Here is a 25330-nt window from a genome sequence, read left to right on the forward strand (position 1 = left end):
CACGCGGGCCTTGCACGGCCGTGCCTTCGGCGCCTTCACGGCACCCCGCGCTTTCCCGTCATGCTCTTGTCCCCTCCCGGTTTCCCGTTCAGGTAAGACGGGTGGCCCAGAGGTCACCTCCTCCCGAACCTCTGCCCCCTGCGGGGGCGATCTGGCGCCGAGTTAGACGGCGCACAGTCTCCCGTCACCGGGCTCTCCGGTGACTACTGCGTGAGCGCTGTGGCGGGCCGCCTCGTGTGGATCTGGCCGTGGCAGGTAGCGCAGACCACGAGTGTCTTGCGTCTGCGGTTTGCCATGGCCGTGGCCCACGAGTGCGGCAGAGGGCCGGGTACTGCGAGGTCCTTGAGTGCGCGGACGTGGTGAACTTCGACGCTGCCCGTGCGCTGGCAGACTTCGCAGGTATCCGCGAGGTAACTGGTCAGGTCTGGTAGATCGTTTGTTTTTGGTTTCCCGGCTGGCTGGGACTCCTCGATGGCCTGAAGGCCCGGGTCGTTGGTGCTGTGTGGTTGATCGGGCCGTAGGGTCCGGGTGTGTCGGATGGTCCGCCCGCGTCGCCGCCGGTGCCGTCGTATGACGAGCTCGCGGCGCTGGTGGTGAGTCTGCGGGCGCAGCTGGTCGAGACCGCTGCGGCGTTGGAACAGGCGCGGGTGCGGATCGCCGAGCTGGAAGCTCAGGTCGCGAAGAACTCGCGGAACTCGGCGAAGCCACCGAGTTCGGACGGGCTGGCGAAACCGCCACCGAAGTCGCTGCGGAAGAAGACCGGCCGCAGGCCCGGTGGGCAGGGCGGGCATCCGGGATCGACGCTGCGGATGCTCGCTGAGCCTGATGTGCGCCTGCGGCATGAGCCGGGGCCGTGTGCGGGGTGCGGGGCGGGGCTTGCGGGCCGGCCTGTGACCCGGACCGAACGGCGGCAGGTGTTCGACCTGCCCGAACTACGTCCGCATGTGGTCGAACATCAGCTCATCGAGCGGGAGTGCGGCTGCGGGACGCGGACGAAGGCGGCGGCACCGGCCGGGGTGGACGCGCCGGTGCAGTACGGGCCGCGGGTGGCCGCGGCGGTGGTCTACCTGTATTCCGGTCAGTTCCTGTCGCAGGAGCGGACCGCGACCGCGCTGGCCGAGCTGGTTGGGATCCCGATCTCGGCGGGCACGGTCGGTGCGATGACCGCCCGTGCCGCCGCCGGACTCGACGGCTTCCGTGACACCGTCCGGGGTCTGCTGGCCGCCGCCGACGTGATCGGGGCCGATGAGACGGGGCTGCGGGTCGCCGGGAAACTGCACTGGGTGCACTGCGCCCGCACCGACAAGTACACGCTGATCGACTGCCATGCCACCCGCGGCAGCGGCGGGATCGACGCCCTCGGGGTGCTTCCCGCCTTCGGTGGGGTGGTGGTCCACGACGCCTGGGCCCCCTACGACAGCTACACCGGCGCCACCCACCAGCTGTGCGTCGCTCACTGGAGTGATCCCGCTTCCGTGGACAGCGAACCTGAGGTTCGCTGTCCATAGGGAAGGAGCGTCATGGGGTCAGCTCGCCGGAAGTTCACCCAGGAGTACAAATCCGAGGCAGTAAGGTTGGTGCTCGACTCGGGCCGGTCGGTGACCGAGGTCGCGAAGAGTCTGGGTATCCACGAGACCACGTTGGGAAACTGGGTGAAGAAGGCGAAGGAGAACGGCGAGACCGAGGAGCGGCCGCTGTCGGTGTCGGAGCGCGCGGAACTTGAGGAGCTCCGGAAGAAGTACGCGCAGGCGCAGATGGACATCGCCTTCCTAAAAAAGCGGCGAGCTTCTTCGCGAGCGAGCAGAAGTAAAGTTCGAGTTCATCTCGATACACGCTCCGAAGAAGCCTGTGTCCGCCGACGGCGCGAACACCTTTCCCGTCGACTACATGTGCAAGAAACTCGACCTGTCCCGACAGGGCTACTATGCGTGGAAGAAACGCGGCCCGTCTCGGAGGGAGAAGGACGACGCCACCTTGTCGACCATGATCAGAGCTGTTTTCGACCGTCTCGAGGGGCGGTACGGCGTGCGGCGGATCTTCCACGAGATCCGCCGCCAGGGCGTCGCCGTCGCCTACAAGCGGGTCCAGCGGCTGATGGCGACGATGGGCCTGGTCAGCGTGCATCCGCGTCCCCGCCGGCCGGTGACGACGGTGCAGGCCGCGGACTCCTCATCGCTGCCTGATCTTGTCGGCCAAGACTTCGCCGCGTCCGCACCGAACCAGTTGTGGTACGGCGACATAACATATATTCGCACCTGGGATGGCTGGGTGTACATGGCCTCCGTCATCGACGCGTTCTCTCGGAAGATCGCCGGCTGGGCGGTCGCCGATCACATGCGCACCGAACTCGTTCTCGACGCGCTTCGTATGGCCGTCACCCGCCGGCGGCCACCCGGCGGCGTCATATTCCACGCCGACCGAGGCGGTCAGTACACCAGCCGTGAGTTCGTCGCCTTCTGTCGCGACAACAACGTCCGAAACTCCGTCGGCCGTACCGGGATCTGTTTCGACAACGCCGCGGCGGAGTCCTTCTGGGCCACCCTCAAGAAGGAGTTCGTCCACCTCCACCCGTTCGATACCATAGACCGCGTCCGGGCGGGGATCTTCGAATATGTCGAGATCTACTACAACCGGCAGCGGTTGCACTCCTCGATCGGCTATCTCACGCCTGTCGAGTTCGAGGAAGAATTTGACGGACAAACACTTCGTGCTGCATAGTTAGGACTGTCCACGAAAGTGGGAACCCTCCAGACACCCTCGAGCCCCCGGTGCCCGCCGGGCTGGGTTCCCTCACCGCGCCGCAGCAGGCCCTGGCGGATTTCCTCCGTCTCGACGCCGACCTGCTCACCAGCGCGGCCCAGGCAAGCCCACCTCTGGCAGCAACCAGGGACGACCCCCGCGCACTGGCCGGATGGATCCGGGATCTCCCCGCCAGCGACAAGGAGAATTTCCTGCTCCAAGTCGCGCACGGTGACAGCGCCCGGGTCCAGATGGAGCTGCTGCGACGTTTTCGTGGTACGCCCGACAGCGGTGGGAACGACCGCCCCCGCCGCACGGTCGCCCACCTGCTGGACGCCGCCGCGGACATCCGACAGGAACGCCGACGACAGGAGGAGGCCGCCCGCGCCGCGCAGGAGGCCCGCCGCACGCGGGAGCGCGCACTGGCCCGGGAGAAACGGCTGGACGCGCTGGCCGGCGACCAGGAAACAGCCTGGGCGCGCGTCGACACGCTGATCGACAGCCGCCGGCCGAGCGACTACGACGCGGCCGTCGAAATCCTCGAGGATCTACGGGCCGTCGCCGCACGCGCCGGCCACACCACGGAGTTCACACGACGGTTCGCCCTCCTGCGCCAGCGGCATTCCCGCAAGCCCAGCCTTGTCGCACGTTTTGACCGCGCCGGCCTCGGTGACAGCGGCTGAAACCTTTCGGTTTCAGCGGCTTTGCTGTTCGGTCTCGGGTGGGACGGTGAAGCCGATGTGGGCATGTTGCGCCGCATCCTTCGCGCGGGCGGCCTGGCGATCGCGCTCGGATAGCTGACCGACCATGCGCGGCGACTCGGCCGCCGGCCGGTGAACGCCGATCCTGCGGCGACGCGAGTCCCGACGCGACACGGTTCGATTGCTTCGCTCTGTCGCAAACGAGCGAGCTCTCAGCCCGACGCCGCGACGTATCTGTCCGGCTTCGACTACCCCGCCATCCTGTTCCGTGAGTGCGTGCTGATCAGACAACTCGGAGACCAGGCCGTCACGTGATCGTCGCCGGAACCATTATTCGCTCCTCGGTATGTCTTGCTGTCCCGTCGGGAACTGTCTGCCGTCCGCCACTCACGACCGGGGATTTCGTGGTCGCTCAGGGAAAAGTACGCGGGAAGCTGTCCAGTCCCGAACCGAACGGCGCCGCAGAAGCAGCCCCGCGGTCAGGAGGCTGAGCCCGACCGGTACGAGGACCAGGGTCACTGCGCCGAAGAGCAACGAGTAGAACCGAACCATCTTGACCGTCATATAACCGCCCCGCCAGACCCCGTAGACGGACAAGAGCAGTAGCAGTGCCACGGCCCCGACGACTGCCCCGAGCCAGACGCTCGAGCGCAGAGCCAATATGATCAACAGCACTGCCAGGACCAGGATATCCACCGTGATCAGGGTGACTGCCACTGCTACCGCCCGAGGCCGGTCGCACGGCCCGCTGGGCAGCCCTGGCACGGGGAGAGCGGCCCGCTGGTAGAGCGGCCAGATGGCAAGTGGAACGGCGGTCTCGACCCACCGGTCAAACTCAGTCAGCATGCTCCGGCCGTCCCGCGAGTCATCCAGTTGCACCAGATGCGCGGTCCAGTCGGCGTCGAACCAGACCACGGCCCGGAGATAGGCGCTCTCTGCTATCAGGTTGCCCTGCTTCACCGGCCGGTACTCGGGAAGCCCCCGGGGGAACAGATGCGACAGGCTCCCCCGGAAGGACTCGTACCGCCGCCCATCGCCGGTGACAAGCACGACGAGCCGGTCGGCCAGCTTCCGCTCGATGACGCGCTCGGTCTCCCAGCGCACGGCCCCACCCGGCGAGGCGGCCAGCAGCACGAGCCGCGCCCGAGCGAGTCCGGCCAGCACCCTGCCCTTCCACTCGTCATCCCCGGCGTAGTCCCGTGCGGCGCCGACAGGAGGCAGCGAGTCGCTTGGACGTCCGAGGGCTACCATTCGGCCGAATGGAGCCGTCGCCCTGGTGAGCTGTTCCTCCTCGGTGGATACGTCGGCAGTCCAGGGCCCGAACCGTGGATCTCCACTCTGGATATGCGCGAAACCCCGATCTTCGTCGAACGCACGCAGAAACAACACGATCGGCTCATCCTCGGGAATGCTGGTCAACGGTTCCAGCAACGGCGTCCGATGCCGGCCGCCCTGACGGTAGGACCAGCGTCCGAAGCCCAACAGCACAGCCATCAGCGCGAGAGCCACCGCGGTGTGGGCGGGCCCGACCCGGATGCCGCCGGCGGGGCGTAGACCCCGCTCGCCAACCACGCCACTGGCCATGCCGAGGCAGCAGGCGACGAATCCGGCAGCCTTCAGCAGCAGTCCCCGGAACGGACGCTGGCGGATCGAGGCGGGCGGGCGAGGCGGCCGCGCCATCTCGCCTCCACAGGGTGGGTCGGGGGACCTCGGGAGATAGAGCCGACAAAAGGTATACGTGAAGATCATCTTTCAAGATCTGGGCGCCGACATCCCGCTGTTTCCGCGACTTGGAGCCGCACCCTGCCCGCACGGGGACGCGGCCGGCGACGCGGAAAACCCGGGCACCACGCCGTTGAGGGATCGCCAAGCGGACAGCCCGGACCGGGCGTCATCGCAGGAGTGGGTACAGGCAGGATGGTTGTCGTGACCGAGGATGTCTGGGCTGGCCTGACGGACCGGTTCGTCGAGGGCGCGTACGCGACGGTGAAGGGTCGGGTGCGCACGTATGTCCTGCACCGCCACCTGATGGATCACCTGCCGCCGCCACCGGCAGCCGTGCTCGACGTGGGCGGAGGCGCCGGACACCAGTCGTTTCCCCTGGCCCGCCTGGGCTATGAGACCGTCCTGCTCGACTCGTCCGAGGCGATGCTTGCCGCCGCGGAGCGGCGTCTGGCCGCCGAGTCAGCCGATGTTCGCGATCGTGTTCGGCTGGTGCTGGGAAGCGGCGAGGAGGCGCCCTCGCTGACCCAGGGCCGACGATTTGCCGCTGTGCTGTGCCACGGCGTGTTGATGTATCTGCCTGAGCCGGCCCCGATGATCGAGGCCCTGTGCGCGTGCACCGCCGTGGACGGCATCGTCTCGGTGATGGCACTCAACGCGGCGACCCTTGCCGTCCGCCCTGCGCTGGAGCGTCGGTGGGACGACGCGCAGGCCGCCTTCCACGCCCGTGGGGAGCGCGGAGTGCTGGGGCTGAACACGCGTGCCGACACCGTCGAGGAACTCTCCAGCATGTTCGCTGATCACGGAGTCCGCCCGCTGGCCTGGTATGGCGTGTGGCTGTTCACCGACTGGATGACCCTCGACGAGGACGAGGACGAGCTGACCAGGATCGCCGAGGTGGAACTTGAGGCCAGCCGGCGTGATCCCTACCGACAGCTCAGCCGGGTGTTCCACCTTGTGGGACGCAGATGACCTGACGCGGTTGCCCACTCCCCTGGCCGCCGTTGGCAGTGATGGCGTCAGGGCCGGCCGCATGCCTGACAACAGCGGAGAGCCGGGTCCGGGCGGTCGTAGGTGTTCCTCGACGGGGTCAGCCAGGGCCCGGCTCGCCGACCGAAGAGATGACTTTCCCTCTAGGACGGCGGCCGGTGTGAGCCGTTCTCATCGGTCTCGCTGAACGCCCGGGAGCGCTCAGCCGCATCCGGACTGCCCCCGAACAGGCGGGCGTCGGGGTGAGCTTCCTCGGGATGCGCGCGGATGTCCATCCGCGCGCTGGTGGTGGCCGGATCGGCGGCCGCGACCCTGGCAGTGGTCGGGTCGGATTCGCGCCGCTGCGCCGGCCCGTACACCCCCTTCCCGTGGCCGTCATGCTCGCCGTCCCACCACACCGGGCCGCTCCGCTCGTGTTCGAGCCGTGTCCTTGGCAGCGCCGCCGGGTGCCGCTGTCGCAGCCATCGCACGAGCAACTCCCGGACGTGGCAACGCAGGTCGAACACGGTCGGTCCGTCGCTACCGCTGACCAGCACCCGGACCCGCACGCATCCACCGACCGCGTCGGTTACCTGGAGCACCGAGACCCGGCCGTCCCACAGGGCGGTGGCGTCCAGGATCCGGTGCATCTCCGCCCGCATCTCCTCTACCGGCACCGACCAGTCCAGGTCCAGCTCGACCACGCCGAGCACGGCCGCCTCCCGGCGCGTCCAGTTCTGGAACGGCGTGGTGGTGAAGTACGTCGATGGCAGGATCATGCGTCGGTCGTCCCAGATGTGGACGACCACGTAGGTCAGTGTGATCTCCTCGATACGCCCCCATTCCTCCTCCACGACGACCACGTCGTCCACCCGGATGGCATCGGTGAAGGCGAGCTGCAGCCCGGCGAACACGTTCGCCAACGAGGTCTGTGCGGCGAGGCCGGCAACGATGGCGACGATTCCGGCGGACGCGACGATGCTGGCACCGGCGATGCGCACGCTGGGGAACGTCATCAGCATCGAGGCCACGGCGATGACGGTGATGACGACCACCGTGATGCGACGCAGCAGGGTCACCTGCGTATGCACCCGGCGGGCGTGCCGGTTGTCGGCGACGTCCATCCGGTAGCGGGCCAGGGCCAGGTCCTCGAGGAGGAACGTGAGCACCGCCACCAGCCAGGAGACGCCGCCGATGAAGACCAGGCCGAGCAGCCGGACGATGGCCCCGGTCCAGGTCTGTTCGGGCATGGCGTTCAGCGCGACAAGCAGGGCGACGAGGACGAGGGTGAGGCGGGCCGGGCGTCGGCCGCGCTGGGCCAGGTCGGCGGCGGCTGCCGAACGGCGCCCGACCCGGCGGGCTGTCCGGTCGACGACCAGCGCAACCGTGTAGCCGAGCACGGCGGCCATGGCCAGCACGATCAGCACGGCGGGTGTCGAATCAGCCTCGGGTAGGGACATCTCGGCTGCGTGGCGAATGACCACACCGAACTCCTCGAATCAGTCTGGTAGCGGTAGCCCGGCTGGGCCTTGCTCTTGCTCCGAGCGACGCGCCCGTGTCCAGGGATGCCTTCCCGCAGCGGGGCGTTATAACGTGAGAGGTCCGTCACATCCGGAAGTATCATGAATTTCTTCTCGAATGAGGCCGATCTGGCTGTCCGGCTTCGCGCTTTCGATCCTGAGCGCGGCAGGAGGGCCTGTCGGGCGCTGCCGCATTCGCCGGTTGTCGGTGGTCTTAATGGCCGGCAACCGGTGGCTTCGGGCACTTCAGAACGACTTCGAAGGACGCCTCCACCGGAGGATTTCCAGGCACGACCGGATGATTCTGACGAATGTGACAGCGTTGACGGCGGGCCTTCCCGGCGCAACTGCGGCTTCATGGTTGCCGAACCGTTCCGGCCGTTGACGGGCGCCTCCACGCTCCGGCCGGTGGGGAGCTGGGCGCCGCGCACGCGCGTCCCGGCGTTGACACCCGGTCAAGTTGGCACCCGGTCAAGGGGCACCCGGTTAAGGCGGAGCCGGGCGGGTATCTGGCCGTGAGCGCACAGCGGCGGTGTCTGCCGGCCCTGGGGCCCGTTCCGCCCGGGCGGCTCGCCTCCGGTCGACCTGTGGCAGGAGCGACATGGCTTTCTATGACCCGGTGGAGTCGAGTTTCTATTCGTGGTGCGTCGAGCGCCTGCTGTCCTGCGCACAGCTGAGTCCCTACACCGCCGCTGGTGTGGCGGAGCTGGGGGCGGGTACCGGGATCCCGCTGCTGGAGGCCGTCGGCCGATCGGAGACGTCGGCACGGGTCCGTGGATTTGAGCGCGACCCCGACGCATTCCGGTCGGCCCGCCGGCTGACGGAGCTGAAGGGGCCGGTGAACTACACCGTCCAGTTCGGGGACTTCTTCCGCTATGCCAGCGGGGCAACGGAGCGCTGTGCGGTCGCCAACCCCCCGTACCTGCCGGGGCAGCCGCGGCGGCCGGGTGCTCCCGACCTGTACGGCGGGGCGCGGGGAGCCGAGGTGACCCGCCGGCTCCTGGGCTGCTCCTTCGATCTGGTGATGGTGATGGTCGCCTCGATCTCCGATCCGCTCGGCGTCCTGGCGGAGGCGACCCGCCGTGGGTACCGGCTGGTGGACTGGGTGACGCGCCCGATCAGGTTCGGCCCCTACTGCCGCGACCCCGAGGTGTGGCGGCGCATCCAGTCCCTTGCCGCCGCCGGGCAGGCATTCTTCCATCAGGAGGGCTATCTGCTCGCCGGTGTCACCTGGATCCGTGACCACAGCCGTGCGTACCCGCCCGGGAGGGACTCGGTGGTTCTGGCCCAGGTGCTCAGTGCGGGTGCCGTGGCGGTGCCGGCGTGACCGCCTCCCGCCCCCGACCCGTGACCACGGCCTTCCACGGGCCGAACGGTGCCGGCTACGGCGACGTTCTCAGCCCGGCCGAGCTCGGGCCACGCTCCCTGCCGCGCCCGCGGGGCACCCTCAGCGCCGTTCTGACCACCGCTCTGGCCGGGCCGGTCCATGCCGTGGACAGGGTGCCCGCGGCCGACGATGACGCCCTGTTCGGTGAGGACGCCACCCTCGCCCTGTACTGCCTTTACGAGCTGCACTACCGCGGGTTTGCCGATGTGGCGGACGGCTGGGAGTGGGAGCCGTCGCTGCTGGGACTGCGCCGGCTCCTGGAGCGCGATCTCCTGGCCCGGCTGCGGGAGGACGTGGGCCTCGCCACCCCCGGCACCGAGCCGGGCGACCTCCTCGTGGACGGGATCGCGGGCGCGCTGCGCCGCATCGTCGACGCTCCCAGCGGCCCGTCGCTGTCGGGGTATCTCGCCGAACGCGGTTCGCTGGGCCAGTTCCGTGAGTTCGCCGTCCACCGCTCCCTGCTCCAGCTCAAGGAAGCAGATCCGCACTCGTGGGCGATTCCCCGGCTGGCCGGCGCGGCGAAGGCCGCGCTGGTCGAGATCCAGACCGACGAGTACGGTCACGGCGTCCAACGGGACATGCACCAGACCCTCTTCGGCCTCACTCTGCGCGCCCTGGGGCTGGACCCTGCGTACGGGGCCTACCTCGACCGTGTCCCGGCCACCACGCTCGCCACCGTCAACGTGCCGTCCTTCTTCGGCCTGCACCGCGAGCACCGGGCCGCGCTCGTCGGTCATCTCGCCGTGTTCGAGATGACCTCGGTCGGGCCGATGAGTGCCTACAGCGCCGCCCTGCGCCGCCACGGCCTGCCCCCGGCCGCCCGTCTGTTCTTCGACACGCACGTCGTGGCGGACGCCCACCACCAGACGGTGGCCGCCGACGCCCTTGCCACCGGCCTCGTGCGGGCCGAGCCCGGCCTCGCTGCCGACCTGCTCTTCGGCGCGCGGGCGGCAATGGCCGTCGAGGCCCGCGCCACCGAGACGATCATGACTGCCTGGGAGAGAGGGGAATCGTCCCTGTTCTGATCCGCGGCGATGAGCAGCGGCCGCAGCGTACTTAGAGGGTGCCTCACGTGGGGAGTTTCTTCCAGCAGATCAGTGCGGCTGCGAGGGAGAGAAACCCGAGGAAGTTGTGATCGTTGCTTTCGTAACGGATGGCCAGCAGGCGATAACCCTCGAACCAGCCGGATCGCCCTCTCGATCTTCCAACGATGGCTGCCGGGAGCGGCCGGCGGAAACCGTCGCCGTCACCGCTCGCTCCTTTCCTGCTCGGGCCGCCCGAGGGCCGAGCAGGAAACCCCCGATGTCGCGCTCCGCGTGACCACCTTCCGCGCAGTCACGGAAACCGACTCGATCCGCGGGTCTGCCGTGGGGCCGCTGGACGCGAGCGAGCCCTCGTCAGGCAGCCTTGGCGAGACGGCCAGCCACTCACAGCGGAAACCGGGAACGAGGCCATGGCAGCAGCCCTCACTGACGCCTGCATCATCAACCACAACAGCTCGGAGTTCACCGAACTTGCGCTACGCACCCTGATCAGAACACATCAGCACCGGATCGACGACGGCGAGCTACGCATCACCGTCATCGACAACCACTCCACCGACGAAGGACTCGACAACCTGCGGAACGCGGTACGCGAACTCCCCGCGACATGGGAACGATCACCCTGGCCGGCAGCCGACTCGACAGTCAACAGCCACGGGGACGTGCTGCGCGCTTTCGTCCAAGCCCACGAAGACGCGTCCCACCTGTGGTTCGTGGACGCCGACATAGTGTTCCGCCAGCCCGACTGCCTCGGCGTCATGCTCACCGACCTGGCCGCGCGTCCGGACCTCTGGGCAGTCCAGGCCCGCTTCCACTGGCTGGAAAGCAACCACGGGCCCGGAACCAGCCTCAACATCTGGGCCGGCCGCCACCAACGGCTGTGGGCGGGCATCGGCCAGCCACCAGACCGGCCGTTCCCCGGCAGCCACAAGCGGCGCTGCCACCCGGCCTGCGCCCTGGTCGCCAACACCCCGACGTTCCGCCGGGTCACCGACATCATCGGCCTGTCCGCCGCTCTGATCATCAGTGTGGACGAACGCCTCGCCGGTTTCGCCGACACCCTCGGCCTCGCCTCACTCGCCATGGAAACCCACGGCCTGCACTTGAGGTGGTCCCCGTTCTTCGGACAGTGATCCCTATGTGGGATAATTGATCCGTGAGCGGAGGAGATTGATGACTGAGTCCCGGAGGCGGTTCACGCCCGAGTACAAGGACGAGGCAGTGAAACTCGTCATCGATTCGGGTCGGCCGGTATCGGCGATCGCGAAGGACCTCGGTATCAACGAGGGAACCCTGGGGAGCTGGGTGGCCACCTGGCGTCGGGCCCACCAAGGCGAAGAAGAACCGCTGTCGATGTCCGAGCGTGCCCGGCTACGGGAGCTGGAGAAGGAGAACCGGGAACTCCGGATGGAGCGCGAGTTCCTCTCAAAAGCGGCAGCCTTCTTCGCGCAACGCCATCAGTGATCGATAAGTTCGAGCTGATCGCCGCGGAGAAGGACAACTACCCGATACGCAAAATGTGCCAGTGGCTCGTGGTGTCGACGTCCGGTTTCTACGACTGGTACCAGCGACCGGTGTCGTCCCGGACCCGCCGGCACACCACCCTGGACACCCAGGTGCGGGCGTTGTTCGCCGCCTCGCGCCAGACCTACGGCGCGCGGCGGATCGCCGCCGCTCTGACCGCGTCGGGCCAGCCCACCTCGGTCCGCCTCGCCCGACGGATCATGCGCCGAGCAGGGCTGAAGGCCTGCCAGCCCAGGGCCTACCGCCGCACCACGATCCCCGGCCAGGCGCCGGTGCCCACCGACCACGTCCGCCGCGACTTCACCGCCACCCGCCCCGGGGCCAAGCTCGTCGGTGACATCACCTATGTCCGTACCGGCGAAGGCTGGCTGTATCTCGCCACGGTCATCGACTGCTATTCACGGAAGGTTCTCGGCTGGTCGATGGCCAGTCACATGCGGACCGAACTCGTCGTCGACGCATTCACCATGGCCGCGTCCCGCACCACCCTTGCACCGAACGCGGTTTTTCACTCGGATCGCGGTACGCAATACACGTCCGACGCCTACCATCGCACGCTGGCACGACACGGCGTGCGACCTTCCGTAGGCGCCACCGGAGTGTGCTGGGACAACTCCGCCGCCGAATCCTTCTTTGGCACCCTGAAAAACGAACTCGTCTATCGGGAAATTTACCTAACCCGTCGTGCCGCCCGCAGTGCGATCGCCGAGTACATCGAAGTCTTCTACAACCGGCAGCGACTCCACTCCACCCTCGGCTACCACACCCCGGAACACGTCGAACGTCTCTACCTGACGAGTCGGACATCAATACCAGAGGCGGCGTAAAGCTGATATAGTCCAGTTATCGCGTGTCCGTAGAATGGGCAGCACCTCAACTACACCCCCTCCGACGCGGTCGTCGGCCACTACCACGGCGTTACCTACCACGACCCCGCGAACCCGGTGGACACCAAACGCGCCCAGTGCCGCCAGCAACTGGCGGCACTACGAGCAGGAACCGACAGCAACAACGGGCCCTGGGGATAAGCAGCAAAAAGACAAGGATGTGAATCCGCTGTCGTTATGACAGCACCAGACTCACATCCTTGAGCCCTTCACAATCATCCAATGATGATCATGTTGTTCTGGCCGGCGTCAGGAGCTTGTGAGGATGACGAGTTGCCGGGTCGCTCGGGTCATCGCGACGTAGCGGTCGACCGCTCCTTCGATACCGTTACCGAACGTTTCCGGGTCGACGAGGACGATCAGATCGAACTCGAGGCCTTCCGACAGCTCCGGGGGCAGCGACCTTGCGGTGTGGCACGATTTCGCAGGTGACGAGCAGACCCGCCGCGGCACAGCGCCTGAGCGATCTCGCCCGGCTGCGCCGCGTCCGCGATCGGATCGACCGGGAGTACGCGCGGCCGCTGGACGTCGAAGCGCTCGCCCGCGGCGCGCACATGTCGGCCGGGCATCTCAGCCGCGAGTTCCGGCGCGCCTACGGCGAGTCGCCGTACGCCTACCTCATGACGCGGCGTATCGAGCGTGCGATGGCGCTGCTGCGTCGTGGCGACCTGAGCGTCACCGAGGTCTGTTTCGCGGTGGGCTGCTCGTCGCTGGGCACCTTCAGCAGTCGCTTCACCGAGCTGGTCGGTGTGCCGCCCAGCGTCTATCGGCGCCAGGCGGCGCACGTGACGGCGGGGATGCCGTCCTGCGTGGCGAGACAGGTGACCAGACCGATCAGGAATCGAGAAGCGCCGGCCCGCGAGCCGCACCTAGCGTGACCGCCATGGGCATCACCATTCACGCGAGCTTCCTCCCGCACGACGACCCGGACGCCGCCCTGGCCTTCTACCGCGACACCCTCGGCTTCGAGGTCCGCAACGACGTCGGATACGGCGGGATGCGCTGGATCACGGTCGGCCCCGCCGACCAGCCCGGCACGTCCATCGTCCTGACGCCGCCGGCCGCCGACCCCGGCGTCACCGACGACGAGCGCCGCACCATCGTCGAGATGATGGCCAAGGGCACCTACGCCGGCATCCTGCTGGCCACCGCCGACCTCGACGGCACCTTCGCGCGGCTGCAGGCCGGCGACACCGAGGTCGTCCAGGAGCCGACCGAGCAGCCGTATGGCGTTCGCGACTGCGCCGTCCGCGATCCCGCGGGCAACCTGATCCGCATCCAGGAGCTGCGCTGAGCCGGCCGGCGATCGTGGCCACGACCCGCGCTCCCCGACCGACGGGTTCCGAATGGCAGGTCCGACCGACGAGTTCCGAATGACAGGTGCCGAATGACGAGTGCCGAACATGGAGACACGATGAGCACGGCCATAAGGACGGGCCCGCGGCCGTCCGCACCGCACGTTGCCGACAGTCACGAGCTGATCCGGGTGCGGGGCGCGCGCGAGAACAACCTCAAGGACGTCAGCGTCGAGATCCCGAAACGCCGGCTGACGGTGTTCACCGGCGTCTCCGGCGCGGGCAAGAGCTCACTGGTGTTCGGCACGATCGCCGCGGAGTCGCAGCGGCTGATCAACGAGACGTACAGCGCCTTCGTACAGGGCTTCATGCCGACGCTGGCACGGCCCGAGGTCGACGTGCTCGAGGGGCTGACAACCGTGATCATCGTCGACCAGCAGCGGATGGGTGCCGACGCCCGCTCCACGGTCGGCACCGCCACCGACGCGGGCGTGCTGCTGCGCATCCTGTTCAGCCGGCTCGGACGGCCGCACATCGGCCCGCCCAACGCGTTCTCGTTCAACGTCCCCTCGGTCCGGGCGAGCGGTGCGATCACGGTCGAACGCGGTGCCGGTAGGACCGTGACACAGACCTTCACCCGCGCCGGCGGCATGTGTCCGCGCTGCGAGGGCCGGGGAACGGTCACCGACTTCGACCTGTCCGCGCTGTACGACGACAGCAAGTCGCTCAACGAGGGTGCGCTCACGATCCCCGGCTACAGCGTCGACGGCTGGTACGGCCGCATCTTCAGCGGCTGCGGCTTCCTCGACCCGGACAAGCCGATCCGCAGGTACACCAGGAAGGAGCTCCACGACCTCCTCCACAAGGAGCCAACCAAGATCAGAGTCGACGGTGTCAACCTGACGTACGAGGGCCTGATCCCGAAGATCCAGAAATCGTTCCTGTCCAAGGACGTCGACGCGCTGCAGCCGCACGTCCGCGCCTTCGTGGAGCGGGCGACGACGTTCACCACCTGCCCCGAGTGCGACGGCACCCGGCTGGGCGAGGCGGCCCGGTCGTCACGGATCGGCGGGATCACCATCGCCGACGCGTGCGCGATGCAGATCAGTGACCTGGCCGGATGGGTCCGCGGCCTCGACGAGCCGTCGGTGGCGCCGCTGCTCGCGGCGCTGCGACGGATCCTCGACTCGTTCGTGGAGATCGGGCTGGGCTACCTCTCGCTCGACCGGCCGTCGGGCACGCTGTCGGGCGGCGAGGCGCAGCGCGTCAAGATGATCCGTCACCTCGGCTCCTCGCTTACCGACGTCACCTACGTCTTCGACGAGCCCACCACCGGCCTGCACCCCCATGACATCCAGCGGATGAACGACCTGCTGCTGCGGCTGCGGGACAAGGGCAACACGGTGCTCGTCGTGGAGCACAAGCCGGAGACGACCGCGATCGCCGACCACGTCGTCGACCTCGGCCCCGGTGCCGGTGCGGCGGGCGGCGCCGTCTGCTTCGAGGGCACCGTCGAGGGGCTGCGGGCCAGCGGCACCCTCACCGGCCGCCATCTCGACGACCGGGCCACCCTCAGGGAGACGGTGCGGACGCCCACCGGCCGGCTCGCGATCCGCGGCGCGTCAGCGCACAACCTGCGCGACGTCGACGTCGACATCCCGCTCGGGGTGCTTGTCGTCGTCACCGGCGTCGCCGGCTCCGGCAAGAGCTCGCTCGTGCACGGCTCACTGCCCTACCTGACGGCGCCAGCCGGCGCGGGTGTGGTGTCGATCGACCAGGGCGCGATCCGCGGCTCGCGACGGAGCAACCCGGCGACGTACACCGGGCTGCTCGACCCGATCCGCAGGGCGTTCGCAAAGGCCAACGGCGTGAAGCCGGCGCTGTTCAGCGCCAACTCCGAAGGCGCCTGCCCCACCTGCAACGGCGCCGGGGTCATCTACACCGACCTGGCGATGATGGCCGGCGTCGCCACCACCTGCGAGGAGTGCGAGGGGAAACGGTTCGAAGCGTCGGTGCTGGAACACCACCTCGGCGGCCGCGACATCAGCGAGGTGCTCGCGATGTCGGTGACCGAGGCCGCGGAGTTCTTCGGTGCCGGCGAGGCGCGCACGCCGGCCGCGCACACCATCCTCGGCCGGCTCGCCGACGTCGGGCTCGGCTATCTCAGCCTCGGCCAGCCGCTCACCACCCTGTCCGGCGGCGAGCGGCAGCGCCTGAAGCTGGCCACCCACATGACTGAGAAGGGCGGCATCTACGTCCTCGACGAGCCGACCGCGGGTCTGCACCTCGCCGACGTCGAGCAGCTGCTCGGCCTGCTCGACCGGCTCGTCGACGCCGGCAAGTCTGTCATCGTCGTCGAGCACCACCAGGCGGTCATGGCGCACGCCGACTGGATCATCGACCTCGGTCCCGGCGCCGGCCACGACGGCGGCCGGATCGTCTTCGAGGGCACCCCCGCCGACCTCGTCGCCGCCCGCCGCACCCTCACCGGCGAGCACCTCGCCGCCTACATGGCACCTGACCGGGACACTCGGACGCCCGCGGAAATCGCCTCTGCGGCCGTGCCCACCGGCCGCCGTAACCGGTGAGACGCTCGGACATCCGCGGAAATCGCGCCTCCGCGCCTGCCGCGAAGCCGGGCGGTCTCCGACCGCCGGACCCCGCGATGACAGTCCGTGACGTCGTGACGTAGTCACGGCGAACATAGCCGCAACATATATGTGCGCGCACGGCGCCGCTTTCACGGCCACGCCGCCAGACCCCGCCCCGACCCTGACACCGGAAGATGAGGAAGGCGATCATAACAATGAGGGAACAGGTGGCTACTACAGCAACCACTTACGTACTCGTTCCGGTGCGGGGAGCAGCGGGGGGCTGGGTATGGAGTTAGGCGCCTTTGGCGAGTTCCAGGTTTGTGACGATGGTCTTTGCCGCGGCCTGCGTAAGGAGTTGCTGTAACGCCTCCGCGACGCGTTGCGCGATTTTTGCGGACAGGCCGTGCCGGGACCAGACGGCCAGCGGCAGCGGCGCCGGCCTGGGCAGGTCGTCGCGGGCGACAAGCCCCTCGGGAGTCTGGCCCAGAGTGGCCATCAGCGCGACCCCGAGACCGGCCCCGACCGCTGCCTGCACGCCGGCGAGCTGGATGGCCTCCGCGCCGATCACCGCGGGGATCGCGTGGAGCGACAGGGTCTCCAGCGCTCGGGTGCGCAGCGCGCAGGGCTGGTCGAAGGCGACCACCGGTATCGGCTGCGCCGGCGACGGCCGCCGCCAGGTGGGGGCGGAGTACCAGATCAGCTCCAGCTCGCCGACCGGCCGCGCGCGCGGGTCGTCGGCCGGGCCGAGGAGTAACGCCAGGTCAACCCGGCCGGCGTCAAGCCCTTCGCGCAGTTTGGTGCCCCGGTCGATGCGGAACCGGACGTGGCAGTGGGGCAGCGACTGCGTCAGTACCGTGGCGAGGAACGGCAGCAGATGGGCCGCGCCGTGCTCGGTCGAACCGATGACCACCGCCTCCTCGGTACCCAGGCCGAAGCTGTGCAGGGTCTCGTCGTGCAGGGTCAGGATGCGCCGCGCCTGGCTGAGCAGGTGCTCACCGTCGCGGGTGAGACGGGAGCCGCGCCCCTGGCGCTCGACCAGGGATCGCCCCGTCGCGGATTCGAGGCGGCGCACATGCTGGCTCACCGCTGCCTGGCTGAGGTGCAGAGACGCCGCCGCTCGCTGAAAACCGCCACAGTCCGCGACAGCTACGAAGCTGCGCAGTGGGGCGATGTCCAGAGTCCGTCTCATGGTAGCCAGGCTATCGGGCAAACCTACTGTGTTTGTCGGGTTGGTGAAAAATCCATCGCGAGATGCGATAAATCGCCATCACGAAGCATTGTTGGACATCCGGTCGCGCACGCCCCATGCTCATCGGCATGACCCAGTCGGCCACCGTGCTGCTCACGTGTTGTCGCTGGCTCGACCTTGCGCGCAGCCAGGCGACCCGCTGTCGCTGACCCGATCCGCCCGCTGAATCCGGTCGGGCCGCGACTCTGCGCTGTCGTTGCCTCGCATCGCCGTTGATCCGCAGCGTCGTCACCCTGTGCCACCGTTCCCATCGGCATGCACGGTCGTCGAGCCGCGCGGTCGCCTGACCCCACCCGGTTGCTGACCCGACCGGTTGCCGTGTGACCGCCGCCCGGCGGGCGGCACGGGGCGCCCTTTCCCACCCTGCTCCACCAGCCCTTCCCGCCCCATCAGCGTGCCCGTCGTGCCGGAACCAGCGCCGGCCTGACGGCCGGGCCGTCCCAGCGCGCTCGCCGCCCAGTTACCAGGAAGGTCTCACCGCATGTCTGCTCGTACGCTCAAGCTGGGCGCCGTCCTCCTCGGAGTCGGCGGCCCGGGGCAGCACAACACCTGGCTGAGCCCCGAGATCCCGGGCAACGCCAGCGTGGACGTCCGCTGGTACATCGCCCGGGCGCGGCAGGCGGAGGCCGCGAAGTTCGACCACGTCTTCATCGTGGACAGCCAGTTCATCACCCCGGACTCGCCGAACCACTACCTCAGCCGGCTCGAGCCACTGACGCTGCTGTCCGCGATCGCCGTGCACACCAGCCACATCGGCCTGGTGGGTACGATCACCACCTCCTACAACGAGCCGTTCAACGTCGCCCGCCGGCTGGCCTCGCTCGACCACATCAGCGGCGGCCGGGCCGGCTGGAACGTCGTCACCAGCGGTGACGCCGGGACGGCGGGCAACTACAGCCGCGACGAGCACTACGACTACGAGACCCGTTACGGGCGGGCGTTCGAACACGTTCAGGTCGCCCAGGGGCTGTGGGACTCCTACGAGGCCGACGCCTTCCCGCGCGACAAGGAACGCGGCGTGTTCTTCGACCGCAGCCGCCAGCACGCGCTGCACCACAGGAGCGAGTACTTCTCGGTGGTCGGGCCGCTCAACCTGGAGCGCACCCCCCAGGGCCAGCCGGTCATCTTCCAGGCGGGCGACTCCGAGGAAGGCCGTGACCTGGGCGCGAGCATCGCCGACGCGATCTTCACCCATGCCGGGACGCTCGAGCAGGCGCGGGCGTTCCGCAGTGAGCTGCGGGCGCGGGCCGCGGCCAGGGGGCGCAACCCCGAGCATCTGCTCGTCGTCCCGGGAATTTTCCCGATCATTGCCGACAGCGACGAGGAGGCTCGCGCCAAGGAGGACGCGATCCTCGGCGCGAAGAGCTTCGCCCGGGCGCTGGCCGAGCTCGGCCGCCCCTTCGGCTGGCACGACTTCTCCCAGTACGACCTGGACGCGCCGTTCCCCGAGGTCGGCGACGTCGGCGCGCGCAGCTTCCGGACCCATGCAGAGAAGATCAAGAAGCTGGCCCGGGAAAGAAACCTCACGCTGCGTCAGGTGGTCGAACACCAGCTCCAGGAGCAGCGCTCGCCCTTCGTCGGTTCGCCGCGCACCGTCGCGGACGAGATCGAGCGCTGGTTCGACGGCGGCGGCTTCGACGGCATCAACATCAGTGTGACGGTGCCCAGCGAGTTCGCCCGGTTCATCGACCAGGTGCTGCCGATCCTGCGCGAACGCGGTGTCGTCCGCAGCGAGTACGAGTCGACGACGCTGCGCGGCAACCTCGGCCTGCCCGTCCCGGAGAACCGGTACACCGCGGCCCGCCGCCAGCCGCCAGCCGCAACAGCCTGCCGCCACCACCGCGGCCGCCGACACCGCTGACACCGCCGACGCCCCGGCCGCCGACACCGGCTCCGCGCCCGCCCCCGCCGCTGCCTCCGACCCCGCGGGTGCGGCGTCGCTCCTCGTCTCCTGAGCCCGTCTCCGCAGGTCGCGGCCTGCGCCGCACACAACATCCCGCGCGGCACCGCCCCGTCAGGCACCGCCCGCCCGGCCCACGATCCGGTCTCACCGGAGCCCGACCAGAGAAAGAAGATTATGATCTCCGAGCGACACCTGTCGTCCGTCCGCCGCTTCAGGCGTGGGTCGGTCCTCGGGGCCTTGCTGGCGCTTGCGGCCCTGCTGGTCAGCGCCTGCGGCAGCCAGGGCACCGGCTCCACCGCGGGCAGCGGCGGCTCGGCCACCCTGAAGTGGGCCACCTCCTACTTCCCGAGCCACTGGGACCCGGTGGTCTCCGGCAGCGGTGCCCAGTTCCGCCAGCTCGCCCTGGTCTACGCATCCCTGACCAGGACGGACGACAAGGGCAACGCGGTCCCGGACCTGGCCCAGAGCTGGACCTACAACGATGCCGGTGACGAGGTCACCTTCCACCTGCGGCCGAACCTGACGTTCAGCGACGGCACCCCGGTCAACGCCGAGGCGGTCAAGAACGCGATCGAGCGGGCCAAGACGCAGAAGAACTCGGCCCTGTTCGGTGACCTCACCTCGATCAGGTCGGTCACTGCCAACGGCGACCTCGACGCCGTCGTCCACCTCACGCAGGTCGACCACCAGATCCCGCTCCTGCTCGGCGAGCGCGTGCTGCAGATCGCCAGCCCGCAGGCCGCGGCCGACCCGGCGAAGCTCGACCAGAACCCGGTCGGCGCCGGGCCGTTCATCATCGAGCAGCTGATTCCCGGCACGAAGGCCGTCCTGAAGAAGAACCCGAACTACTGGGACGCGGCGAACATCCACATCGACCGGGTCGAGCTCGTCTCGGCCCCGGACGCGGCCACCGTGGTCTCCGGCCTGCAGACGGGTGTCTACAACTTCGCGGACCTGGGGCAATCGCCGAGCCAGGCCAAGGCCGCCACGGCCGCCGGCCTGGACGTCTTCGTGCAGCCCGGCTTCAACGCCTCGAACATCAGCCTGAACATCAACAAGGCGCCGTTCAACAACCCGAAGGTCGTCGACGCCGTCCGGTATGCGATCAACCGCCAGGAGTACGTCGGCAAGCTCACCTTCGGCTACGGCCAGGCGACCGACCAGCCGTTCCCGGAGGGCTACGTCGCCTACGACCCGAAGTCGAAGAACCTATACCCCTACAGCCCCGAGAAGTCCAGGCAGCTTCTTACCGAGGCCGGCTACCAGCCCGGCCAGATCAAGCTGGACCTGGTCATTTCCACGGAGAACCCGCAGGCGGAGATCGTGCAGTCGCAGCTCGCGGCGATCGGGATCACCGTCAACATCAAGATTGACAAGAACTGGGCGACGCCGTTCTTCGCCAAGGACCTGACGTTCTCGCTGTACGGCACGACCGGCCGTGACTCCGCGGCCCAGACCCTCACCGCGCACTTCGGGCCGGACGGGCCGCTGAACCTCAGCTCCCCGTACGAGCCGGCGGGGTTCGAGGAGGCGATCGCGAAGGTCCGCGGGACGCCGCTGGACGCGCCGGAATACCCGCAGGTCCTGCAGGAGGCCACCCGCGCGGGGCTGCAGAGCCAGGCGCTGATCTTCACCCACTCCTCGCCGAACCTGTTCGCCAAGAACAAGGCGATCTCCAACCTGCCCCGCAACCCCGGCCACATCGACTGGACCGGCGTCACCATCGGTGACTAGGGCATCCGCCAGATATGCCCTGATCTCACCGGTCGCCACATCCCGTAGTCCGGATCCCAGCGATCCGTAGACCAGATCCCAGTAATCCAGATACCGGATACCGGATACCGGCAGCCCAGCCCGACGACATCCGTTCCGGCTGAAAAGCAGCCCAGCCCGACGAGAATTCCGACCCGAAGAAAGGAGGCAACCCATGGCGGTGAGCACGGCTGGCTACGCGGTCGTGCCTGACCGGCGTGGACAGGTCGCCGTGGCCAGGGCGCGACGGGCGGCCGGCCGCGGCCTGGTCACCCTCGCCCGCTCAGTTTCGATCTTCGTTCCCGTCTTCCTGGTGGCGACCTTCGTGACCTTCGCGCTGAGAGCGATCAGCGGGCTCAGCCCGGCACAGATCCAGCTCGGGGAGAGCGCCACTCCGGAGGCAGTCGCCCGGATCGAGCGGGCGTGGGGCCTCGACCGCCCCTTCCTCGCCCAGTACTGGACGTGGTTCGAGAACATCCTGCACGGTGATCTCGGCGTCAGCTGGGCCAACGGCGCCGACATCGCCACGTTGATCGGCAACGGCCTGTCCATCAGCCTGTCGGTGGCGACAGCAGCGTTGATCATTGGCATCGTCGGCGGCTTCGCGCTGGGTACGCTGGCCGCGCTGCGCCGCACCACCTGGATCGACCGGGCGATCACCGGCTTCACCACGATCATCTCGGTGACGCCGCCGTTCGTGGTCGGCATCGTCCTGGTCTCGATCTTCGCCGTCGGGCTGGGCTGGTTCCCCTCCGCCGGGTACGTCCCGGCGAGCGCGGGCACCTGGCCGTGGCTCTCCCACATCCTGCTGCCCGCGCTGGCTCTGAGCTTCGACACGGTCGCGGACGTCGCCCGGCAGCTGCGGGCCGGCCTTATCGCCGCCTACCAGGAGAACTATGTGATCGGCGCGGTGGTGCGGGGGCTGAGCCCGCGGCGGATCTTCTTCCGGCACGTGCTGCGCAACGGCACCGGGCCGGCCCTCGCGGTGCTCGGCCTGAAGTTCCCCATGCTCATCGGCAGCTCGGTCGTCACCGAGTGGATCTTCGGGCTACAGGGGTTCGGACGGTTCGCCAACGACGCGGCCCAGGCCGGTGACGTGCCGGCCGTCCAGGGCGTGCTGGTCATCTCGATCGTCCTGGTCGTCACCTTCAACCTGATCGTCAACGTCATCCTGGCCCGGGTCACCCCGGCCTCGCAGCGGGGGTTGTGACATGGTCCGTCGCATCCTCGGCCTGAACGCGGGCCGCATCGCCGTCGGCGTCCTGTTCGTGATCGTGCTGCTGGCGGTCCTCGGCCCGGTGCTGGCCCCGCACGACCCGCTCGAGACGAGCCCGCAGACGCTCGCCGGCCCGTCCTGGTCGCACTGGCTCGGCACCGACTACCTGGGCCGGGACGTGTTCAGCCGGCTGCTCGACGGCTCCCGCACCAGTGTGCTCGGCGCCCTGCAGGTCGCGCTGATCGCGCTGGTGGTGGGGGTTCTCCCCGGCATCCTGTCGGTGTACCTGGGCCGCCTGTTCGAGTGGTGCACACTGCGGATCACCGACACCCTCGTCGCGCTGCCGTTCCTGGTGTACGCCGTGGCCATCACCGCGCTGCTCGGCAACGGGATCCCGCAGGCGATGTTCGTCGTCGGCGTGCTCGTCTCGCCGCTGTTCTACCGGGTGTCACGGGCGGCAACGCTGGCGGTCGCCCGGTCCCAGTACGTCGAGGCGGCGCTGATCGCCGGGGCGTCGGTCGGCCTGGTCGTGCGCCGGCACGTGTGGGGGAAGGTGCTGCCACCGATCGCGGTGGCGCTGGCTTACACCATCGGCACCGGCTTCGTCGTCGTCTCCAGCCTGACCTTCCTCGGCATCGGCGTGCAGCCACCGGCACCGACCTGGGGTGGGCTGCTCGCCTCCGCCCTGGGCTACCTGGCGTACCAGCCATGGGCCCCGATCGCGCCCGCCGTCCTGATCATGGCGACGGTCTGAGGCAGCAACCTGCTGGCCGACGCGATCCGCGACGTCTCCGGCGAGGCCGGCCGGGCGCTGCTGAACAGCCGCCGGGCACGCGCCCATCGTGCCGGCAACACCGGCAACACCGGCAACACCGAACCGCTCTCCGCCGGAGGTGCTGCCCGATGAACACGGCCCTTCCCAACAGCACGGCCCTTCCCGACAGTACGGCCCCCGCCGCGGCCGGCCCCACGACACCCGCGTCCGCGTCCGCCGAGGTGTCCGCGGCGAGCACACCGGCCCCAAGGAGGGCGGAGGCAGTCTCGGCGGAGGCGGAGGCGGCCGAGACGGCCGCGGCGGACGCCGCCGTACTGGTGGCCCGGGACGTACGGATCCGGGACGAGGTCAACGACCGTGAGATCGTGCACGGCGTCTCGTTCGAGCTGCGGCCCGGCAGGGCGCTCGGCATCGTCGGCGAGTCCGGCAGCGGCAAGACGCTGACCTGCCGGGCGCTCCTCGGCATCCTGCCCGAGCACCTCACCGTGTCCGACGGGTCGATCGAGATCGCCGGCCGGGACATCGCCGGCCTGACCATCCGCGAGTGGACCGGCCTGCGCGGGTCGACGATCAGCGCGGTGTTCCAGGACCCCGCGTCCTACCTCAACCCGTCCGTCAAGGTCGGGACGCAGATCGCCGAGGTCATCCGGGTCAAGCTGGGCCTGGGCCGGCGGGCGGCACGGCAGCGCACCGTCGAACTGCTGGCCGCGGTGCACCTGCGCAACCCCGAACTGGTCTACGACCAGTACGCCTTCGAGCTGTCCGGCGGGATGCTCCAGCGGATCCTGATCGCCGCGGCGATCGCCGCCGGCCCACAGGTGCTCATCGCCGACGAGGTGACCACCGCGCTCGACGTCACCGTGCAGGCCGAGATTCTCGACCTGCTGGCCGACCTGCAGGAGCGGACCGAGCTCGCGCTCGTGGTCGTCTCGCACGACCTGGCCGTCGTCGCGCAGGTGTGCGACGAGGTCCTGGTGATGCGCCAGGGCGACGTCGTCGAACGCGGGGCGACCGCGGACGTGCTCTACCGCCCGCGGCACGAATACACCAGGCTGCTGATCGCCGAGCACGAGCAGTACGGCCTGGAACGGTACCTGGACGGCCCGACCGGCCCCGAGGAACGGAAGGTGCTCGACGGTGTCCACTGACGTGTCCACGGCCACTGGCGTGTCTGCCGACGACCAGCCGGTTCTCGACGTCGCCGGCCTCGAGGTGCACTACGGGCGGGGGCGCCGGCGGCGCCGGGCGCTGCACGGCGCCGCCCTGACGGTGCACCGCGGTGAGACCGTCGGAGTGATCGGAGAGACCGGCTCGGGCAAGTCGACCTTCGCCCGGGCGGTGCTGGGCCTGGTGCGCTCCTCCGGCGGCCGGATCCGCATCGCCGGCGAGGAGGTCTCCGGATACTCCCACCAGCAGTGGCGGGCGCTGCGCCGGCGCGGCGTCGTCCAGTACGTCTTCCAGGACCCGCTGCGCAGCCTCGACCCGGACCTCACCGTCGGGGAGTCGCTGATCGAGCCGTTGCTGATCCAGGGCGTGCCCCGCCGGGAGGCGATCGCCCGCGGCCGCGCCTACCTCGTCCGGGTCCGCCTGGACGAGGAGCTGTTCGCCCTGCTGCCCGGGGAGCTCTCCGGCGGCCAGCGCCAGCGCGTCGCCGTGGCGCGGGCCCTGGTCGCCGAGCCCGCTCTGATCATCCTGGACGAGCCGGTCAGCGCGCTCGACTCCGCCAACCGGGTGGGCGTCCTGGAGATTCTCAAGGAGCTGCGGGACGCCGGCGTCGCGCTGATCTTCATCTCGCACGACCTCGGGTCCGTCGCCGGCGTCGCCGACCGGATCGCAGTGCTCTACCAGGGCGAGCTCGTCGAGGTGGGTGCCGCCCGCGCGATCATCAACGCCCCGCGGCACCCCTACACCCGCCTGCTCGTCGGCTCGGCGCCCACGCTGCGCTCCGCCGCCACCCGCGCCGAACGCGAGGCGCTGCGCGCCCTGCTGCACGTCTGACCACGAGATCCGCCGCGCTCCTGCTCCCCGCCGCTCCCATCTGCCGGTCTCCATCT

General features: G+C 69.1%; 19 protein-coding genes and 3 pseudogenes. 18 read left to right on the forward strand and 4 right to left on the reverse strand.

The window, feature by feature from the left end; translation table 11 throughout:
• Positions 1-203: 203 nt before the first annotated feature.
• Positions 204-422: pseudogene (locus tag FSYMDG_RS29710) on the reverse strand (maturase); the annotation flags it as partial.
• 108 nt (positions 423-530) lie between these two features.
• Between FSYMDG_RS29710 and FSYMDG_RS13470 the strand changes: the two are divergent.
• The 4 genes and pseudogenes from FSYMDG_RS13470 to FSYMDG_RS13480 all read left to right on the forward strand — a co-directional run bounded on the left by FSYMDG_RS13470 (position 531) and on the right by FSYMDG_RS13480 (position 3422).
• Positions 531-1508: an IS66 family transposase gene (locus FSYMDG_RS13470; RefSeq protein ID WP_013873983.1), complete on the forward strand. Its 978-nt coding sequence runs from the start codon at positions 531-533 to the stop codon at positions 1506-1508.
• Positions 1509-1520: 12 nt separating this feature from the next.
• Positions 1521-1682, forward strand: a pseudogene (locus FSYMDG_RS28565) (transposase); the annotation flags it as partial.
• A gap of 166 nt (positions 1683-1848) precedes the next feature.
• Positions 1849-2718, forward strand: coding sequence for an IS3 family transposase (locus FSYMDG_RS13475; protein ID WP_237702753.1), 870 nt, complete (start codon positions 1849-1851; stop codon positions 2716-2718).
• 50 nt (positions 2719-2768) lie between these two features.
• Positions 2769-3422 carry a hypothetical protein gene (locus FSYMDG_RS13480; protein WP_237702754.1) on the forward strand — a complete coding sequence of 218 codons (654 nt, stop codon included), beginning with the start codon at positions 2769-2771 and terminating at the stop codon, positions 3420-3422.
• 405 nt (positions 3423-3827) lie between these two features.
• On the opposite strand, the gene FSYMDG_RS13485 is transcribed toward FSYMDG_RS13480, so the two are convergent.
• Entirely contained in the window at positions 3828-5120 is a 1293-nt protein-coding gene (locus tag FSYMDG_RS13485) for a hypothetical protein (RefSeq protein ID WP_013873985.1), read from the reverse strand.
• 237 nt (positions 5121-5357) lie between these two features.
• Here FSYMDG_RS13485 and FSYMDG_RS13490 point away from each other — a divergent pair, with 237 nt between their 5' ends.
• Positions 5358-6134 carry a methyltransferase gene (locus FSYMDG_RS13490; RefSeq protein WP_193353070.1) on the forward strand — a complete coding sequence of 259 codons (777 nt, stop codon included), beginning with the start codon at positions 5358-5360 and terminating at the stop codon, positions 6132-6134.
• A 161-nt stretch (positions 6135-6295) separates the two neighbouring features.
• Here the strand turns inward: FSYMDG_RS13490 and FSYMDG_RS13495 are convergent, their stop codons facing one another.
• A complete protein-coding gene (locus FSYMDG_RS13495; protein WP_050803790.1) occupies positions 6296-7591 on the reverse strand; it encodes a mechanosensitive ion channel family protein in 1296 nt (431 codons plus the stop codon).
• 661 nt (positions 7592-8252) lie between these two features.
• Between FSYMDG_RS13495 and FSYMDG_RS13500 the strand changes: the two genes are divergently transcribed.
• From FSYMDG_RS13500 to FSYMDG_RS13540, 7 genes are all read left to right on the forward strand, one after another.
• Positions 8253-8978, forward strand: coding sequence for a hypothetical protein (locus tag FSYMDG_RS13500; RefSeq protein WP_013873988.1), 726 nt, complete (start codon positions 8253-8255; stop codon positions 8976-8978).
• Complete coding sequence (locus FSYMDG_RS13505; RefSeq protein WP_013873989.1) at positions 8975-10063, forward strand: iron-containing redox enzyme family protein; 1089 nt, start codon at positions 8975-8977, stop codon at positions 10061-10063. The genes FSYMDG_RS13500 and FSYMDG_RS13505 overlap by 4 nt, the downstream gene beginning before the upstream one ends.
• Positions 10064-10491: 428 nt before the next feature.
• The gene (locus tag FSYMDG_RS13510; RefSeq protein ID WP_013873990.1) at positions 10492-11214 is read left to right on the forward strand and encodes a hypothetical protein; all 723 of its coding nucleotides are present in this window, start codon (positions 10492-10494) and stop codon (positions 11212-11214) included.
• A gap of 40 nt (positions 11215-11254) precedes the next feature.
• Positions 11255-12432 (forward strand): IS3 family transposase gene (locus FSYMDG_RS13520; protein ID WP_085948540.1). Its coding sequence is split into 2 segments (ribosomal slippage): positions 11255-11516 and positions 11516-12432, totalling 1179 coding nucleotides; the frame shifts between segments, so codons are not numbered across the junction.
• Positions 12433-12920: 488 nt separating this feature from the next.
• On the forward strand, positions 12921-13370 hold the full coding sequence (locus FSYMDG_RS13530) for a helix-turn-helix transcriptional regulator (protein WP_043603644.1): 450 nt from the start codon (positions 12921-12923) through the stop codon (positions 13368-13370).
• Positions 13371-13375: 5 nt separating this feature from the next.
• Complete coding sequence (locus FSYMDG_RS13535) at positions 13376-13786, forward strand: VOC family protein (protein ID WP_043603647.1); 411 nt, start codon at positions 13376-13378, stop codon at positions 13784-13786.
• Positions 13787-13906: 120 nt separating this feature from the next.
• Positions 13907-16375, forward strand: a complete 2469-nt coding sequence (locus FSYMDG_RS13540; protein ID WP_013873993.1) for an ATP-binding cassette domain-containing protein — start codon at positions 13907-13909, stop codon at positions 16373-16375.
• 298 nt (positions 16376-16673) lie between these two features.
• On the opposite strand, the gene FSYMDG_RS13545 is transcribed toward FSYMDG_RS13540, so the two are convergent.
• Positions 16674-17570: a LysR family transcriptional regulator gene (locus FSYMDG_RS13545; protein ID WP_013873994.1), complete on the reverse strand. Its 897-nt coding sequence runs from the start codon at positions 17568-17570 to the stop codon at positions 16674-16676.
• Between the two features lie 541 nt (positions 17571-18111).
• Between FSYMDG_RS13545 and FSYMDG_RS13550 the strand changes: the two genes are divergently transcribed.
• From FSYMDG_RS13550 to FSYMDG_RS13575, 6 genes and pseudogenes are all read left to right on the forward strand, one after another.
• Positions 18112-19491, forward strand: a complete 1380-nt coding sequence (locus FSYMDG_RS13550; RefSeq protein ID WP_013873995.1) for an NtaA/DmoA family FMN-dependent monooxygenase — start codon at positions 18112-18114, stop codon at positions 19489-19491.
• A gap of 216 nt (positions 19492-19707) precedes the next feature.
• Entirely contained in the window at positions 19708-21267 is a 1560-nt protein-coding gene (locus tag FSYMDG_RS13555) for an ABC transporter substrate-binding protein (protein WP_013873996.1), read from the forward strand.
• A gap of 193 nt (positions 21268-21460) precedes the next feature.
• Positions 21461-22495 (forward strand): ABC transporter permease, encoded by a 1035-nt coding sequence (locus FSYMDG_RS13560; protein ID WP_013873997.1) that lies wholly within the window; start codon positions 21461-21463, stop codon positions 22493-22495.
• 1 nt (position 22496) lies between these two features.
• Positions 22497-23408 (forward strand): annotated as a pseudogene (locus tag FSYMDG_RS13565) (ABC transporter permease).
• Positions 23405-24424, forward strand: a complete 1020-nt coding sequence (locus tag FSYMDG_RS13570) for an ABC transporter ATP-binding protein (protein WP_083828279.1) — start codon at positions 23405-23407, stop codon at positions 24422-24424. Before FSYMDG_RS13565 ends, FSYMDG_RS13570 begins: the two are co-directional and overlap by 4 nt.
• Positions 24414-25274, forward strand: coding sequence for an ABC transporter ATP-binding protein (locus FSYMDG_RS13575; RefSeq protein WP_043603651.1), 861 nt, complete (start codon positions 24414-24416; stop codon positions 25272-25274). The genes FSYMDG_RS13570 and FSYMDG_RS13575 overlap by 11 nt, the downstream gene beginning before the upstream one ends.
• The last annotated feature ends 56 nt before the right edge of the window (positions 25275-25330 follow it).

This window comes from Candidatus Protofrankia datiscae (genome assembly GCF_000177615.2).
GTDB classification, from domain to species: Bacteria; Actinomycetota; Actinomycetes; order Frankiales; family Frankiaceae; genus Protofrankia; species Protofrankia coriariae.